The following is a 16,740-nucleotide window of genomic DNA, read 5'->3' on the forward strand; positions in this document are numbered from 1 at the left end:
GATCGCCGCGGGCAGTGAGGACGACGCCATGCCCGCCGAGCCCGAGGACGCGTCGCCGACGACCCGCCGCGACGCGAGGGGACGCCGGCGGGACCGCCTCGACATCACGGGGGAGTGGCGCCGCGTCTCGCCCCGGTACGTCGCGGTCGAGATCGTGTCGGCCGTCGTGTCGAGCGTGATGCTGCTCGCCGTGCCCGTGGTGCTGATGCTGATCGGCCTGCCGTGGGGCTGGATCCCGCTGGCCGCCACGGCCGCCCTCGCGGTGACCCTCCTGATCGTGGCCCCGCGCCGTGCGCGCGCCTACGGCTACCTCCTGCGCCAGGACGACCTCCTCTTCCGCCGCGGCATCATGTTCCAGCGCTTCGTGTCGGTGCCGTACGGGCGGATGCAGCTCATCGACGTCAACCGCGGGCCGCTCGCCCGGGCGCTCGGCCTCGCCGACCTCCGCTTCGTCACCGCCGCCGCGGCGACCGGCGTCAGCATCCCGGGCCTGGCCGAGCAGGACGCGGAGGAGCTCCGCGACCGCCTGGTCGAGCTCGCCGAGTCGCGCCGGGCCGGCCTGTGACCGAGCTCCGCGCCGTCGAGACGGACCTCGCCGACGGGGAGTGGCACCGCCTCCATCCCGCGACCCCGGTCCTCAAGGGCGGGATCGGCCTGCTGGTCGTCCTCGGCATCGTGATCACGAACCTCCGCGAGCGCCTGGTCGAGCTGTTCCTGCCCGGGCCGGAGGGGTTCGAGAGTGGCGATCCGGTCGACGAGCTGCTGCGCCGCGGTCTCGTCGGCTGGGCGCTGCTGGCGGTCGCGGTGGGCCTGGCGGTCGCCGTCTTCGCCTTCTGGCTGTCCTGGCGGATGCACACCTTCCGCATCACGGACGAGCTCGTCGAGGTGCGCTCCGGCGTGCTCTTCCGGACCAACCGGCGGGCGCGGCTGGACCGCATCCAGGGCATCGCGGTGCAGCGTCCGCTGTTCGCGCGGCTGTTCGGAGCCGCGAAGCTCGAGGTGAGCGTGGCCGGGCAGGACGCGAACGTCCAGCTGTCGTACCTCGGGTCGCGCTTGGTTGACGCCCTGCGCCGCGACATCCTGCGGCTCGCGTCCGGGGTGCGCGAGCGGGAGGCGACGGTCGACGGTGCGGCTCCGGCGGGCGGGTTCCTGGCGCGCCGGCTGGAGGAGTTCGGCGAGCCTCAGGAAGAGACGCCACCCGAGTCGGTCGTCTCGATCCCGCCGGGCCGACTCCTCGGCTCGCTCGTCTTCAGCGGCTTCACGCTGTTCCTGGCCGCCTCGGTCGTCGCCGTGGTGTTCGTCGCCGTCTACGGCTCGCCCTACGTGCTCTTCGCGATCCTGCCGGGCCTGATCGGCTCGGGCAGCTACTACGTCCGCCAGTTCGTGCGCTCGCTCCGGTACTCGATCGCCGCGACGCCCGACGGAGTGCGGGTCGGCTACGGCGTGCTCTCGACCAGCAGCGACACGATCCCGCCCGGCCGGATCCACGCCGTCGAGATCACGCAGCCGCTGCTCTGGCGCCCCTTCGGCTGGTGGCAGGTGCGGATCGACCGCGCCGGCCACGCGGCCTCCCGCGGGGCGAACGGCGAGCCGAACACCACGATCCTGCCCGTCGGCGACCTCGCCGCGGTCGAGCGCGTCCTCGCCCTCCTGCTGCCCGGACCGGCCGAGGGAGCGGAGTCGACGCCCGTCGGAGACGCACTCCGGCACCGCGACGCGGCCGGCTTCACCCGGGCGCCGCGCTCGGCGGTGTGGCTCCGCCCCTTCTCGTTCCGGAGGACCGGGTACCGGCTGACGGACGAGGTCGCGATCCTGCGCAGCGGAGCGGTCTGGCGGCGGGTCGCCGTGGTGCCCCTGGCGCGGATGCAGAGCGTCGGGGTCCAGCAGGGACCGCTCCAGCGCCTGCTCGGGCTGGCCTCGGCGCGCGTGCACACGGTGGCCGGCCCCGTCACTCCGCTCGTGCCGGTGATGAGCGCAGCCGACGGACTCGCCTTCTTCGAGAGCCTCGCGACGGCCGGAGTGCGGGCCGCCGACCGCGACGCGAGCCACCAGTGGGGGCGGCGGGCGGCCGCACCCGCCCTGCCCGACTGGCCCGCTCCGGAGGGGGAACCGCATGCCTGAGAACCGCCGCGACGGACGCCTGGGCGTCGGCGTGATCGGTGCCGGACGCGTGGGCCCGGTGCTCGGTGCCGCGCTCGCCGGGGCCGGCCACGCCGTGATCGGTATCGCCACCACCAGCGAGAGCGGCCGCGAGCGCGCCGACGCGCTGCTCCCCGGAGTCCCCGTGCTCGCGATCCCCGAGCTCGTCGAGCGCAGCGAGCTGGTGATCGTCGCCGTCCCCGGGAGCGAGATCGCCGCCCTGGTCGCGGGGCTCGCCGCGACCGGAGCGTGGCAGCCCGGCCAGCTGGTGCTGCACACGGCGCCTGAGCACGGCTACGGGGTGCTCGCTCCGGCGCTCGCCTCCGGGGTCATCCCCCTGGCAGTCCACCCGGCGATGGCCTTCAGCGGCACCAGCCTCGACCTGGCGCGCCTCTCCGAGACCTACTTCGCCGTGTCGGCACCGGGCCCGGTGCTGCCGATCGCGCAGGCGCTGGTGGTCGAGATGGGCGGGGAGCCGGTCTCCGTGGCGGAGTCGGACCGCGCCGCCTACGCGGAGGCCGTCTCGACCGCCACGACCTTCTCGACCGCGATCGTCGACCAGGCGGCGGGACTGCTGGCGGGCATCGGCGTCGAGAAGCCGGGCTTCTTCCTCTCCAGCCTCGTCCGCTCCTCCGTCGACGACGCCCTGCGCCGCGCGGCGGGCTGACGGGCGCGCCGCTCGAGACGCCGCTCCCGGGTGGGACGCCGCTCGGGAGGCGGTGCCTCGCGGAGGAGCACGGCGTCCCGGTGCCGAGGGCCCGGGCGGCCGTGGGACCGCCGGTAGCATCGTCGGGTGATCAGCACCGTCCACCGCATCGGCGACCTCCGCGAGCGGCTGCAGGAGGCGCGGCGGGCCGGTCGGCGCATCGCGCTCGTGCCGACGATGGGCGCCCTGCACGCCGGGCACCTCGCCCTCGTCGAGCGGGCTCGCGAGCTGGCCGTCGTCGTCGTCGTGTCGGTGTTCGTGAATCCGCTGCAGTTCGGCCCGTCCGAGGACCTGGACCGCTACCCGCGCGACCTCGAGGGCGACACCGCCCTGCTCGACGCGGCCGGGGCCGACCTCCTCTTCGCTCCGGGAGTCGCCGAGATGTACCCCGACGGGCCGTCCTCGACGCGGGTCGTCGCGGGCGAGGTCGGCGGCCTCTACGAGGGGCGCGCGCGGCCGGGGCACTTCGACGGGATGCTCACCGTCGTCGCCAAGCTCCTGAGCATCGCCCAGCCGGACGTCGCGGTCTTCGGGCAGAAGGACGCGCAGCAGCTGTTCCTCGTGCGCCGCATGGTCCGCGACCTCGACCTGCCCGTGGAGATCGAGGGCGTCGGCATCGTGCGGGAGGAGGACGGGCTCGCCCGCTCCAGCCGCAACCGCTACCTCGACGAGGAGCAGCGCCGCGCGGGCCTCGTGCTGCCGCGCCTCCTCGCGGCCGCCGCGGAAGCCGCGGACCGCGGTGCCGCCGCGGCGATCGAGGCCGCCGAGGCCGTCGCGCACGCCGAGCCGCTCGTTAAGCTGGACTACCTCGTCGTCGTGGATCCCGCGACGCTCCTCCCGGTCGACGCCGACCACCGCGGCCCGGCACTCGTGCTCGTCGCCGCGATCGTCGGCACCACCCGCCTCCTCGACAACGCCCCGATCCTGCTCGCCTGATCGCGGCCGTCCGCCCCGAACCGAAAGCACTGCGACCCCTCATGGCCGACACCCCCGACGTCCCCGAGACCACGACCCCCGCCGCCGAGCAGTCCGACTCCGAGCAGGCCGCCGCCGAGCGGGCCGCGCAGCAGGAGGCCTCCGAGCAGAAGGCCGTCCGCCTCGCCAAGCGCGAGCGCCTGCTCGAGCTCGCGGGCGACGACCTCGGCGCCGGCGCCTACCCCGTCGCGGTCGGAGTCACCGACACCATCGCGGCCGTCCGGGCGCGCCACGAGGGCATCGAGCCGGACGTGAAGACCGGCGAGCGCGTCGGCCTCGCGGGCCGCGTGGTGTTCCAGCGCAACACGGGCAAGCTCTGCTTCGCGACGCTGCAGGCCGGCGACGGCGAGCGGATCCAGGCCATGGTCTCGCTCGGCGACGTGGGCGAGGAGTCGCTGGCGGCGTGGAAGGAGCTCGTCGACCTGGGCGACCACCTCTTCGTCGAGGGCGAGGTCGTCTCGAGCAAGCGCGGCGAGCTGAGCGTGTGGGTGTCGGAGTGGACGATCGCCGCGAAGGCGATCCTGCCGCTGCCGAACCTGCACAACGAGCTCGGCGACGAGACCCGGATGCGCCAGCGCTACCTCGACCTGATCGTGCGCCCCCAGGCCCGCGAGACGGTCGTCACCCGCGCCCGCGTGAACGCCTCCCTCCGCGATACCTTCGCCTCGCACGAGTTCCTCGAGGTCGAGACCCCGATGCTGCAGGTGATGCACGGCGGCGCCTCCGCCCGCCCCTTCGCCACGCACTCGAACGCCTTCGACACCGAGCTGTACCTGCGCATCGCGCCCGAGCTCTACCTCAAGCGGGCGGTCGTCGGCGGCATCGACCGGGTCTTCGAGATCAACCGCAACTTCCGCAACGAGGGCGCCGACTCCACCCACTCGCCCGAGTTCGCGATGCTCGAGGCCTACCAGGCGTACGGCGACTACAACTCGATCGCCGACCTCACCCAGGAGCTGATCCAGAACGCGGCGCAGGCCGTCGCGGGCTCGCACGTGGTCACCTGGGCCGACGGCACCGAGTTCGACCTCGGCGGCCGGTGGGACCGCATCTCGATGTACGAGAGCCTGTCGCTCGCGGCCGGAATCGCGATCACGCCGGAGACGGAGCTCGCCGAGCTCGAGACCCTCGCCGCGCGCGAGGGCGTCGAGGTGCACGTCCCCACGCACGGCAAGTACGTCGAGGAGCTGTGGGAGCACTTCGTGAAGGGCGGCCTGACGCGTCCGACCTTCGTGATGGACTTCCCCGTCGACACCTCGCCGCTCGTGCGCGCGCACCGCAGCATCCCGGGCGTCGTCGAGAAGTGGGACCTCTACGTCCGCGGCTTCGAGCTGGCCACCGGCTACTCCGAGCTGATCGACCCGGTCGTGCAGCGCGAGCGCTTCGTCGAGCAGGCCCGCCAGGCCGCCGCGGGCGACGACGAGGCGATGCGCCTGGACGAGGACTTCCTCCGCGCCCTCGAGCACGGCATGCCCCCCACCGGCGGCATGGGCATGGGCATCGACCGCCTCCTGATGGCGATCACCGGCCTCGGGATCCGCGAGACGATCCTGTTCCCGCTCGTCAAGTAGGGTCGCGGGAGCCGAGGGGGAGACATGGTCAGGGCATCGAGCATCGTCGCGGCCGTCGCGGCGGGCGTCCTCACGATCGCGCAGTTCGGAGTGGGGACCGCGGTCGCCGCGAGCGTCCTCACCTCCTCCGGCGACGTCGGCACCGCGCTGGCCGACCGGCGGGCGGCCGAGGCGTTCACGCCCGACCCCACGATCGCCGGCTTCGCGGAGCGGACCGCCATGTCCGACCGCGGCCGCGCCCTCTACTACGCGTCGAGCCCGTCGGTCGAGCCGACCGCCGGCTTCAACGACCTCTGCGGCTACGGCGCCTCCGACGACATCGTCCTCGGCTGCTACACCGGCACCAGCATCTACATCTCGGACGTCGCCAACCCCGACCTCGACGGGATCCGCGACGTGACGGCGGCGCACGAGATGCTGCACGCCGCGTGGGTGCGGCTCGACGCGGAGGAGCAGGCCGAGCTGGGCGACGAGCTCGAGGCCGCGTACGAGACCCTCCCGCAGGACGGCACGATCGCCGAGCGCCTCGAGCTGTACCGCACCGGCGGCCTCGGCGAGCGCGTCAACGAGCTGCACTCGATCCTGGGGACCGAGGTGGCCGACCTGCCACCGGCGCTCGAGGCGCACTACGCCGAGTTCTTCGACGACCGCTCGGTCGTCGTGGGCCTGAACGCCCGCTACGAGGCGGTCTTCACCGATCTCGAGAACCGCATCGAGGACCTGGTCTCCCGGATCGAGACGATGTACGCCGACCTCACGGCGCGGATCGATGCGAACAACGCCGAGTACGACGCGCTCAACGTCGAGATCGACGACTTCAACTCGCGCGCCGACAGCGGCGACTTCGGATCGACGGCCGAGTTCGAGACGGAGCGCGCCGATCTGCTCGCCCGCAGCCAGGCCGTCGACGCCACCCGCGCCGCCATCGACGCGGACATCGCCGTGTACGACGGCCTGCGCTCGGAGCTGGAAGGCCTCAACTCCGATGCCGCGGCGCTGAACAAGTCGGTCGAGAGCCAGTAGCGCCCAGCGCCCGCGAAGGCCGCTGGGCGCACGGGCCTCCGGGCTCACGGCTCCCGCGCCGGTGCCGCGGGTAGGATCGCCGCATGGACTGGGAGCTGTGGAACCAGGGGCTGTGGGCCCTCGTGCCGACGATCACGGTCGGAGCCATCTTCTGGTTCGTGATGCGCGCCCTCATCCGCTCGGACCGCAACGAGCGCCGAGCGTACGACCGCATCGAGGCCCGCGAGCGCGAGCGCCGCGGCCTGCCTCCCCGCGACGCCTCCTGACCACCGCCGCCGCGCGGGTGCCTCCCGCGCCCGCTGAGCGGCTCCGCACGACGAACGAGGAGGCGCGGTGCCCGCACCCGACTGGGCCGTGATCCTCCCGATCGCGGCCGTCGTCGTCGAGCTCGTGGTCCGCGTGATCGCCGTCATCGTCGTGCCGCGGAACCGCCGTCCGACCACCGGCCTCGCCTGGCTGATGGCGATCTTCCTGATCCCGTACGTCGGCATCCTGCTGTTCCTCTTCATCGGGAGCTACCGGCTGCCGCGCAAGCGCCGCCGGAAGCAGCAGGAGATCAACCGCTTCATCCTGGAGTCGACCGACGGCATCGACCGCGTCGCCCGGGAGCACCCGTGGCCGCAGTGGCTGGAGTCGGTGGTCACCCTCAACCGCAACCTCGGCGCCATGCCGCTGGTCGGCGGGAACGATGCGCGCCTCCAGGGCGACTACGAGCAGACCATCCGCGCGATGGCCGCCGAGATCGACCGCGCCCGCCGGTACGTGCACTGCGAGTTCTACATCCTCGCCGCCGACTCGACCACCGCGCCCTTCTTCGACGCGCTCGACCGCGCGGTGGCCCGCGGGGTGCGGGTGCGGATCCTCCTCGACCACATCGCGTCGATCCGCGTGCCCGGCTACTACAGCGGCACCCATCGCCGGCTGCGCGCCCTCGAGCGGGCGGGCGCCTCGTGGTCGTACATGCTCCCCGTGCGGCCGTGGCGCGGGCAGTACCAGCGGCCGGACCTGCGCAACCACCGCAAGCTGCTGATCGTCGACGGCAACGCGGCCTTCATGGGCTCGCAGAACGTCGTCGACTCCAGCTACAACAAGCGCGGCAACATCCGCCGCGGCCTGCACTGGCACGACCTGATGGTGCGCCTCGAGGGGCCGGTGGTGCAGGGCATCAACGCCATCTTCATCACCGACTGGTACAGCGAGACCGACGAGCTGCTCCTCCGGGAGTCGGAGCCGATGGAGGCGCTGCAGCAGCGCGACACCATCGACTGCCAGGTGGTGCCGAGCGGCCCGGGGTTCGAGGGCGAGAACAACCTGCGCCTGTTCCTGACGCTGCTCTACTCGGCGCAGAAGTCGATCATCATCACCAGCCCGTACTTCGTGCCCGACGAGGCGATGCTCTACGCGATCACGACGGCGACCCGGCGGGGCGTGCACGTGGAGCTCTTCGTCTCCGAGATCGGCGACCAGGCCGTGGTCTACCACGCCCAGCGCTCGTACTACGAGACGCTGCTGACCGCGGGCGTGCGCATCTGGATGTACCGCAAGCCGACCATCCTGCACGCGAAGCACTTCACGATCGACGACGACGTCGCCGTGATCGGCTCGAGCAACATGGACATGCGCTCCTTCACGCTCAACCTCGAGGTCTCGCTGATGGTGCGCGGCGCGGAGTTCGTCGAGGACCTGCGCCAGGTGCAGCAGGACTACCGCGAGCACTCCCGCGAGCTGACCCTCCGCGAGTGGCGGCAGCAGCCGCTCCGCTCGACCCTGCTCGACAACCTGGCGCGGCTCACCTCGGCGCTGCAGTAGCGCGCCTCCCGTCCGCCCGCCGGCGGAGGATGCGCGGCCCCGGCTCGTCGCGCAAGGCCCTGTGCGGGCCGCCGCGCCCCGCGTAGCGTCGGAGCGTCCTCAGCACCATCCGGTTCCGCCTGCCCGGCGCCGGGTTCGAGAAGGGAACGGACATGACGGCATCCCGTACGACGCGCATCCTCATCCTCGGCGGCGGCTACGTCGGCCTGTACACGGCCTGGGGCCTCGAGAAGAGACGGGGGGAGGCGCCGATCGACGTCACCGTCGTCGAGCCGAACCCCTACATGACCTACCAGCCGCTGCTGCCCGAGGTCGCCGGCGGGCACGTCCAGCCGCGCCACGTCACGGTGCCGCTGGTCTCCGCGCTCAAGCGCACCCGCGTGATCCGCGGTGCGATCACCGGCGTGAGCCTCGCCGAGCGCAGCGCCACCGTCGCCGCGATGGACGGCTCCACCCGCACGCTCGAGTTCGACCAGGTCGTCTTCGCGCTCGGGGCCGTCACCCGCACGTTCCCCACGCCGGGTCTCGCCGAGCACGGCATCGGCTTCAAGACGGTGGAGGAGGCGGCGCACCTGCGCGACCGCGTCATCGAGAACATCGCGAAGGCGGCGCTCACCACCGATCCCGCCGAGCGTCGGTGCCTGCTCACCTTCGTCTTCGTCGGCGGCGGCTACACCGGCGTCGAGGCGCTGAGCGAGCTGCTCGACCTCAGCCGCAAGACGCTCGCCGCGCAGCCCTCCCTCTCGATGGGTGACGTCACCTGGCACCTCGTCGAGGCGTTGGACCGGGTCGCCCCCGAGGTCGGTCCCGAGCTCTCGAAGTGGACGCTCGACCACCTCCGCTCGCGCGGCGTGCACGTGCACCTGAAGACGACGATGCCCTCCTGCGAGGACGGCGTCGTGGAGCTCTCCTCGGGCGAGCGCATCCCGACGGCCACGATCGTGTGGACCGCCGGCGTGAAGCCGAACCCGATCCTCGACGCGACCGACGCGCCCCGCGGGCCGAAGGGCCACGTCATGGCGGATGCGCGCCTGCGGGTCATCCGCGAGGACGGCGAGCCGGTGGGCGGCGCCTGGGCGGCCGGCGACGGCGCGCAGGTGCCGGACCTCACCAGCGAGAAGCAGCCCGCGTACTACCCGCCGAACGCGCAGAACGCGGTCCGGCAGGCCAAGCTCCTGGCGCGCAACATCATCGCCGACCTCACCGGAGGCACCGTGGAGGAGTACCGCCACGCCTCCGTCGGGACCGTCGCCGAGTACGGCATCGGCAAGGGCGCGGGCCTGATCAAGGGCGTGAAGCTGCGCGGCCTCCCCGCCTGGCTCGCGCACCGCGCCTACCACGGAGCGGCGATGCCGACCCTGGACCGCAAGTGGCGGATCATCACGGGCTGGCTCGTCGACGCCGTCACTCCGCGCGACCTCTCGCCGATGAGCGCGCTGCAGGATCCGCGCCGCGCCTTCCGCGAGACGGCCGAGGCCACCGATCGCGAGGCCGCTGCGAAGGCCGCCGCGAAGAAGGAGTCGGACGCGTCCTGACGCGCCGGTGAGAGCGCGGGAGTCGCGGTGGTCGAGCGGGATCATCGCGACTTCCGCGCTCCCGAGTCGTGGGCCCCGCCTCGGAGCGCCTCGGCCTGACGGTCTCGGCTCAGGCCCGGCGGCGCGGCTTGAGGCGCACGGTCGGCAGCACGGGCGCGGGGAGCGCGCGTCCGCCGTACCCGTCGACGGTGCCGAACGGTCCCGCGGGATCCGCCCCGGCGATCACGTCGGACTGCCAGCGCTCGCGGGCGGCCGCCACGTCGTCGTGGCTGCGGCCGACGAAGTTCCACCACATCACCAGCTCCTCGGCGAACGGCTCGCCGCCGAGCAGCACCACGCGGGCGCCCGCGTCCCCGGCCGTCAGCACCAGGTGCGAGCGGCCGGGCGCCAGGTAGGCGAGGTCCGAGCGCGGGACGTCCGCGCCCTCGACCGCCACGGGGCCGGCGTCGACGAGCACGCCGTACTCCCACGACTCCTCGACCGGCAGCTCGACCCGGGCACCCGGCTCGAGGTCGATCTGCGCGGCGACCAGCGGAGTGAAGGTGCTCGCGGGCACCGACGCGCCCAGCATCCCTCCGACGAAGACGCGCACCAGCGCGCCGGGCAGATCCACGGGCACGCCGCGGTGGTGCTCGAAGAACGGATCGACGAGCCGCGCCTCCTCGGGCAGCGCGACCCAGAGCTGCACCCCGTGCAGAACGGGCGCGCCCCCGGTCGAGACCTCCGAGTGCGAGATGCCGCGTCCGGCCGTCATCAGGTTGAGCTCGCCCGGGCGCACCACGGCGAGGCTGCCGACGCTGTCGCGGTGCTCGATCTCGCCCTCGAAGAGCCAGCTCACCGTCTGCAGGCCCGTGTGCGGATGCGGCGGGACGTCCATCCCGGCCTCCTCGCCGAGCCGCACCGGGCCGTAGTGGTCGGCGAAGCACCATGCGCCGATCGTCGAGCGCGAGCGCTGGGGGAGGGTGCGGCGCACCTCGATCGCGCGCGGACCGCCGAGCGGGACGAGCCGTGCCTCCAGGATCTCGACCGCGCCGGGCTCGCGAGGGACCGGCTCCGCGGCGACGGGGAGCTCGTCGGGATGCTCCTCCAGGTTGCTCATGCGGGAAGTGTATGCCTTCGCATGGACCGGTGGACGGGACCGCCGCCCGCACCCCTCCCGGATCGCGTGCACGCCCAGGGCGAACAGGCCTGCTCACCGGGGGGAGCGCTGGTTACAGTCGACGTATCGGAGCCCACCCCTGCGGGTTCTGTAGGGAGTGAGAGCATGTTCGAGAGATTCACCGATCGCGCGCGGCGCGTCGTCGTCCTGGCCCAGGAAGAGGCCAAGATGCTCAATCACAACTACATCGGCACGGAGCACATCCTGCTCGGCCTGATCCACGAGGGCGAGGGAGTGGCCGCCAAGGCGCTCGAGTCCCTCGGGATCTCGCTCGACGCTGTGCGCGAGCAGGTGCAGGACATCATCGGCCAGGGGCAGCAGCAGCCGACCGGCCACATCCCCTTCACGCCTCGGGCGAAGAAGGTCCTCGAGCTGTCCCTGCGCGAAGCGCTGCAGCTCGGCCACAACTACATCGGGACCGAGCACATCCTGCTCGGCCTCATCCGCGAGGGCGAGGGCGTCGCCGCTCAGGTGCTGGTCAAGCTCGGTGCCGACCTGAACCGCGTGCGCCAGCAGGTCATCCAGCTGCTCTCCGGCTACCAGGGCAAGGAGCAGGTCGCCGTGGGCGGTGAGCAGCAGCAGCCTCAGGGGGGATCGCAGATCCTCGACCAGTTCGGACGCAACCTCACCCAGGCGGCACGCGACAACAAGCTCGACCCGGTCATCGGGCGCGAGAAGGAGATCGAGCGGGTCATGCAGATCCTCTCCCGCCGCTCCAAGAACAACCCCGTCCTGATCGGCGAGCCCGGCGTCGGCAAGACCGCCGTCGTCGAGGGCCTCGCCCAGGCGATCGTGCGCGGCGACGTGCCCGAGACGCTGAAGGACAAGCAGCTCTACACGCTCGACCTCGGCTCGCTCATCGCCGGATCCCGCTACCGCGGTGACTTCGAGGAGCGCCTGAAGAAGGTCACGAAGGAGATCCGCACCCGCGGCGACATCATCACCTTCATCGACGAGATCCACACCCTCGTCGGCGCAGGGGCCGCTGAGGGCGCTATCGACGCCGCCTCGATCCTCAAGCCGCTGCTCGCCCGCGGCGAGCTGCAGACCATCGGCGCGACCACGCTCGACGAGTACCGCAAGCACTTCGAGAAGGACGCCGCTCTCGAGCGCCGCTTCCAGCCGATCCAGGTCGCGGAGCCGTCGCTGCCCCACACGATCAACATCCTCAAGGGGCTGCGCGACCGCTACGAGGCGCACCACAAGGTGTCCATCACCGACGGCGCGATCGTCTCGGCGGCCAATCTGGCCGACCGCTACATCAGCGACCGCTTCCTCCCCGACAAGGCGATCGACCTGATCGACGAGGCCGGCGCACGCCTGCGCCTCTCGATCCTCTCGGCGCCGCCGGAGCTGCGCGACTTCGACGACCGCATCGCCGTGGTCCGCTCCGCCAAGGAGGCCGCGATCGAGGACCAGGACTTCGAGAAGGCCGCGTCGCTCCGCGACGAGGAGAAGCAGCTGCTCGGTGAGCGCCTGCGCCTCGAGAAGCAGTGGAAGTCGGGCGACGTCAAGGCCACCGGCGTGGTCGACGAGGGCCTGATCGCCGAGGTCCTCGCCCAGGCGACGGGCATCCCGGTCTTCAAGCTCACGGAGGAGGAGTCCTCGCGGCTCGTCTTCATGGAGAAGGCCCTGCACCAGCGCGTCATCGGCCAGGAGGAGGCCATCGCGGCACTCTCGCGGACGATCCGCCGCACCCGCGCGGGCCTCAAGGACCCCAAGCGCCCCTCGGGCTCGTTCATCTTCGCCGGCCCCACGGGCGTCGGGAAGACCGAGCTGGCCAAGGCGCTCGCCGAGTTCCTCTTCGACGACGAGAACGCGATGATCTCGCTCGACATGTCGGAGTACGGCGAGAAGCACACCGTCTCGCGGCTGTTCGGCGCCCCTCCCGGGTTCGTCGGCTTCGAGGAGGGCGGCCAGCTCACCGAGAAGGTGCGCCGCAAGCCGTTCAGCGTGGTCCTCTTCGACGAGATCGAGAAGGCGCACCCGGACATCTTCAACTCGCTCCTCCAGATCCTGGAGGAGGGTCGACTGACCGACGGCCAGGGCCGTGTCGTCGACTTCAAGAACACCGTCATCATCATGACCACCAACCTCGGTGCTCGTGACATCGCCGGTGGTCCCGTCGGGTTCCAGATCGAGGGCGACAACGCCACCGGCTACGACCGCATGCGCGGCAAGGTCAACGAGGAGCTCAAGAAGCACTTCAAGCCCGAGTTCCTCAACCGCGTGGACGACGTCATCGTCTTCCCGCAGCTGTCGAAGCCCGAGCTGCTCCAGATCGTCGACCTCTTCATCAAGCGCCTGGGCGACCGCCTGCTCGACCGGGACATGACGGTGGAGCTGACGCAGCCGGCCAAGGAGCGCCTGATCGAGGTCGGGTTCGACCCGGCCCTCGGTGCGCGCCCCCTGCGCCGCGCGATCCAGCGCGAGATCGAGGACCAGCTGTCCGAGCGGATCCTGCACGGCGAGCTCGGCGCCGGAGACCACATCCACGTGGACTTCGCCGACAACAGGTTCGTCTTCACCACGACCCCGCGCCTGATCTCGATCAGCGCCGGCGCGTCCACCGGAGCGGCCACGGCCGGCCCGGCGACGCCCGACCTGATGTCGTAGCAGGCTGCCGAACGACGACGTGCCCGTCCCCTCTCGCGAGGGGGCGGGCACGTCGTCGTCCGGGGGGGTGCGCGCCTGCTCGCAGGATCCCGCGCCCGGTGCGGCCTAGGCTTGTCGAATGGCCGATTGGAAGTACCCGGTGCGCCGCGCGCGCACGAGCGATGTCCCCTTCATCCAGGAGCTCAGCGAGCCGCTCGTGAACGAGCGCATCCTCCTGGGCAAGGACCGCGTGGTGCTCTACGGCGCCGTGCAGGAGTTCCGCATCGCCGAGGACGGGCACGGGACGGCGATCGGCTGCGGTGCGCTCCATGTGATGTGGGACGACATCGCGGAGGTGCGCACCCTCGCGGTCGCGCAGGACTGGCTCGGGAGGGGCGTGGGCCACCACATCCTGGAGCGCCTCGAGAACGACGCGCGCGAGCTCGGCCTGAAGCGCCTGTTCTGCCTCACCTTCGAGGTCGACTTCTTCACCCGTCACGGCTTCGAGCCGATCGGCGAGAAGGTCGTCGACCCCGAGGTCTACGCCGAGCTGCTCCGCTCTCCCGACGAGGGAGTCGCCGAGTTCCTCGACCTCGCCCGGGTGAAGCCGAACACGCTCGGCAACACCCGCATGCTGAAGACGCTCTGACCGCCACCACGTCGTAGCCTGTCCCGGTGACTCCGCCGCCTCGCCGCCTGCCCTCCCGGGTCTACCGGCGACGCCGCGCCGGAGTGCTGCTCGCGCTGGTCGTCATCGTCGCGGGCCTGGCGGTTGTGCTGTCGCTGCTCCCGCGGATGACCGGCTCCGACGCCGCGTCGAGCCCCACGCCGACCGTCGTGCTGCCGACGCTCTACCCGACCACCTCGCCCGGTGCGACGCCCGGCGCCGCACCCGCCTGCACGGCCGACTCCGTCGCCGTCACCGCGGTCACGGACGCCACGAGCTACGCGCCCGGCGAGGATCCGCAGCTCTCGCTCTCGCTGGCCAACATCTCGAGCACCGACTGCGTGATCGACGCGGGCACGAGCAAGCAGGTCTTCACGATCACGAGCGGCTCCGAGCAGATCTGGACCTCGACCGACTGCCAGACCGGCGCGGCCGATCTGCCGGTGCTCCTCCAGGCGGGCCGCTCGGTGATGGGCAGCGCGCTGACGTGGGACCGCACCCGCTCCTCCGCCGACACCTGCTCCGGCGGACGCGAGGCGGTCGAGGCGGGCGGCGCCGCCTACAACCTGTCGGTGTCGGTCGCCGGCATCCCCTCGGGCTCGCCCACGCAGTTCCTGCTCCAGTAGTCCGCCCGGGGGACGTGCCGGGCGTGCGTCGGCGCGTAGCATCGCAGGCATGTGGGGGCTGCTCGGCACGATCCTGTCCGCCTCGACCGCCCGGGCGGGGGTGGTCGCGCGGCGCGCGGCGGCCGTGGCCCTCGCGGTCCCGCTGCTGGTCGGCGGAGCGGCGGCGCAGGCCGTGGCGGCTCCGCACCCTGTCGCGGCTCCGCAGCCCGTCGCGGGTGTCGTGCGCGCGGATGTGGACGGCTTCCGGTTCTCGGAGTACTCGGCCGACTTCCGTCTCGACCGCGACGAGGAGGGCCGCTCGACGCTGACCACTGTCGAGACCTTCGTCGCCGAGTTCCCGCCGTCGCAGAACCGCGGCATGCAGCGCGCGATCCCGCTCGACTACGAGGGGCACCCGACCGACGTCGACCTGGTGTCCGTCACCGACGGCGACGGGGCGTCGCGGCCGGTCGACACCGAGCGCGAGGACGGCTTCCTCCTGGTCACCAGCGCGGCGGACGAGTTCGTCAGCGGCAGCCAGACCTACGTCTTCACCTACACGCAGCACAACACGACCCTCCCTGGATCCGGCACGCGCAGCGGCGAAGACGAGTTCTACTGGGACGTCAACGGCACGGGCTGGCGCCAGTCCTTCGACCGCTACGACGTGCGCGTCGAGCTCGCCGGGTCGCTGGCCTCCGCCGCGACGGGGACCGTCAGCTGCTACCGGGGACCGGAGGGCTCGACGACCCCCTGTCCCATCGGCCGCGACGGCGCGGTCGTCACGGCATCGGGGGAGTCGCTGGCTCCGGGGGAGAACGTGACCGTGGCGATCGGCTTCGCTCCCGGGACCTTCACGCCGCGCGACGACCGCTACCTCGCCTCCGGCTGGTCCTGGGTGCAGCTGGGCGGCCTCGCCGCGGTCCTGATCGGCCTCGCGCTCGCCGTGCACCGCCGCCGGACCGTGCTCCGCGACGCTCCCGGCCGCCCGACCGTCGTCGCCGAGTACGACCCGCCCGCGGAGGGGCTGTTCCTCTCCGCCGCGCTGCTGCGGAAGACGTCGAAGGCCCCTGCGGCCGGACTCCTGGACGCCGCCGTCCGCGGTCTCGTGCGCATCGAGGAGACGGGGGAGGGGCGGAAGCAGGAGTACGCCGTGCGGGTGCTCGACCCCGCGACGACGCCGACGCGACGCGCGGGACGCCCGCGGCCCCTCGCCTCCGACGACCGCGAGTTCCTCGACATCGCCCTCGGCCGGGTGCCGGGGACGGTGCGTGAGCTCTCGGGCAAGGACAAGGAGTTCGGCAAGGCCGTCGGACAGTTCCGGACCGCGCTGGGCAACCGGGTGACCGAGGCGGGACTGAAGAAGGCCGGGACGATCGGCGGCAGCGTGCTCGTGATCGTCCCGCTGCTGCTGGGTGTCATGGCCGCTTTCCTGGGCGCGATCCTCCTGATGACCGGCTCCTTCGGCGGAGCGCTCCCGCTCGTGCTGATGCTGGTCGCGATCGTCGCGGCCGTCGTCGGGACGATCCTGGTCTCGAGGGTGCCGCTGACGGCCGCGGGCGCGGAGCTGCGCGACCATCTGCGCGGGCTCGAGCTGTACATCCGCCTGGCCGAGGCCGACCGGATCGCGATGCTGCAGTCGCCACGCGGGGCGGACCGGCGCACGGTCGGACCGGTCGAGGTGGTCGAGGTGACGGAGCGCCTGCTGCCGTGGGCCGTGCTCTTCGGTCTCGAGAAGGAGTGGTCGGCGGAGCTCGCGTCGGCCTACGAGCGCACCGGCGAGGAGCCGGTCTGGTACTCCGGACCGAACGGCTTCCACGCGGCGGGCTTCGCCGGCAGCGTGTCCTCGTTCTCGTCGTCGACGTCGAGCTACGTCGGATCCTCGTCGGGCTCCTCGAGCGGCGGCGCGGGCGGTGGCGGCAGCTCGAGGAGCCCGACGAGGATCCGACGTAGCTC

Annotated in this window: 14 protein-coding genes; 13 read left to right on the forward strand and 1 reads right to left on the reverse strand. The window is 72.3% G+C overall.

What is annotated here, in order from left to right; all coding sequences use genetic code 11:
- Positions 1-28: 28 nt before the first annotated feature.
- The 9 genes from C5C69_RS09405 to C5C69_RS09445 all read left to right on the forward strand — a co-directional run bounded on the left by C5C69_RS09405 (position 29) and on the right by C5C69_RS09445 (position 9,758).
- A complete protein-coding gene (locus tag C5C69_RS09405; protein ID WP_104257813.1) occupies positions 29-565 on the forward strand; it encodes a PH domain-containing protein in 537 nt (178 codons plus the stop codon).
- Complete coding sequence (locus C5C69_RS09410) at positions 562-2,121, forward strand: PH domain-containing protein (protein ID WP_104234301.1); 1,560 nt, start codon at positions 562-564, stop codon at positions 2,119-2,121. Before C5C69_RS09405 ends, C5C69_RS09410 begins: the two co-directional genes overlap by 4 nt.
- Positions 2,114-2,806, forward strand: a complete 693-nt coding sequence (locus tag C5C69_RS09415; RefSeq protein WP_104234300.1) for a Rossmann-like and DUF2520 domain-containing protein — start codon at positions 2,114-2,116, stop codon at positions 2,804-2,806. The genes C5C69_RS09410 and C5C69_RS09415 overlap by 8 nt, the downstream gene beginning before the upstream one ends.
- 126 nt (positions 2,807-2,932) lie before the next feature.
- A complete protein-coding gene (gene panC / locus C5C69_RS09420; RefSeq protein ID WP_104234299.1) occupies positions 2,933-3,781 on the forward strand; it encodes a pantoate--beta-alanine ligase in 849 nt (282 codons plus the stop codon).
- A 41-nt stretch (positions 3,782-3,822) separates the two neighbouring features.
- Positions 3,823-5,391, forward strand: coding sequence for a lysine--tRNA ligase (lysS, locus tag C5C69_RS09425; RefSeq protein ID WP_104234298.1), 1,569 nt, complete (start codon positions 3,823-3,825; stop codon positions 5,389-5,391).
- A gap of 24 nt (positions 5,392-5,415) precedes the next feature.
- On the forward strand, positions 5,416-6,414 hold the full coding sequence (locus tag C5C69_RS16985; protein ID WP_104249707.1) for a hypothetical protein: 999 nt from the start codon (positions 5,416-5,418) through the stop codon (positions 6,412-6,414).
- An 83-nt stretch (positions 6,415-6,497) separates the two neighbouring features.
- The gene (locus C5C69_RS09435; RefSeq protein ID WP_104224094.1) at positions 6,498-6,680 is read left to right on the forward strand and encodes a hypothetical protein; all 183 of its coding nucleotides are present in this window, start codon (positions 6,498-6,500) and stop codon (positions 6,678-6,680) included.
- Positions 6,681-6,747: 67 nt separating this feature from the next.
- Complete coding sequence (gene cls, locus C5C69_RS09440; RefSeq protein ID WP_104234297.1) at positions 6,748-8,223, forward strand: cardiolipin synthase; 1,476 nt, start codon at positions 6,748-6,750, stop codon at positions 8,221-8,223.
- 152 nt (positions 8,224-8,375) lie between these two features.
- A complete protein-coding gene (locus C5C69_RS09445) occupies positions 8,376-9,758 on the forward strand; it encodes an NAD(P)/FAD-dependent oxidoreductase (RefSeq protein WP_104234296.1) in 1,383 nt (460 codons plus the stop codon).
- A gap of 109 nt (positions 9,759-9,867) precedes the next feature.
- On the opposite strand, the gene C5C69_RS09450 is transcribed toward C5C69_RS09445, so the two are convergent.
- Positions 9,868-10,857 (reverse strand): pirin family protein, encoded by a 990-nt coding sequence (locus C5C69_RS09450; protein WP_104234295.1) that lies wholly within the window; start codon positions 10,855-10,857, stop codon positions 9,868-9,870.
- Positions 10,858-11,022: 165 nt separating this feature from the next.
- Between C5C69_RS09450 and C5C69_RS09455 the strand changes: the two genes are divergently transcribed.
- The 4 genes from C5C69_RS09455 to C5C69_RS09470 form a co-directional block, all read left to right on the forward strand.
- Positions 11,023-13,533, forward strand: a complete 2,511-nt coding sequence (locus tag C5C69_RS09455; RefSeq protein ID WP_104234294.1) for an ATP-dependent Clp protease ATP-binding subunit — start codon at positions 11,023-11,025, stop codon at positions 13,531-13,533.
- Positions 13,534-13,651: 118 nt separating this feature from the next.
- A complete protein-coding gene (locus C5C69_RS09460) occupies positions 13,652-14,161 on the forward strand; it encodes an amino-acid N-acetyltransferase (protein WP_104234293.1) in 510 nt (169 codons plus the stop codon).
- A gap of 26 nt (positions 14,162-14,187) precedes the next feature.
- Positions 14,188-14,805 carry a hypothetical protein gene (locus C5C69_RS09465; protein WP_104226002.1) on the forward strand — a complete coding sequence of 206 codons (618 nt, stop codon included), beginning with the start codon at positions 14,188-14,190 and terminating at the stop codon, positions 14,803-14,805.
- A 49-nt stretch (positions 14,806-14,854) separates the two neighbouring features.
- Positions 14,855-16,740, forward strand: a 1,886-nt coding sequence (locus C5C69_RS09470; RefSeq protein ID WP_104257814.1) for a DUF2207 domain-containing protein, incomplete at its 3' end; no start/stop codon positions are given.

This window comes from Rathayibacter sp. AY1C7, assembly GCF_002931865.1.
GTDB lineage: Bacteria > Actinomycetota > Actinomycetes > Actinomycetales > Microbacteriaceae > Rathayibacter.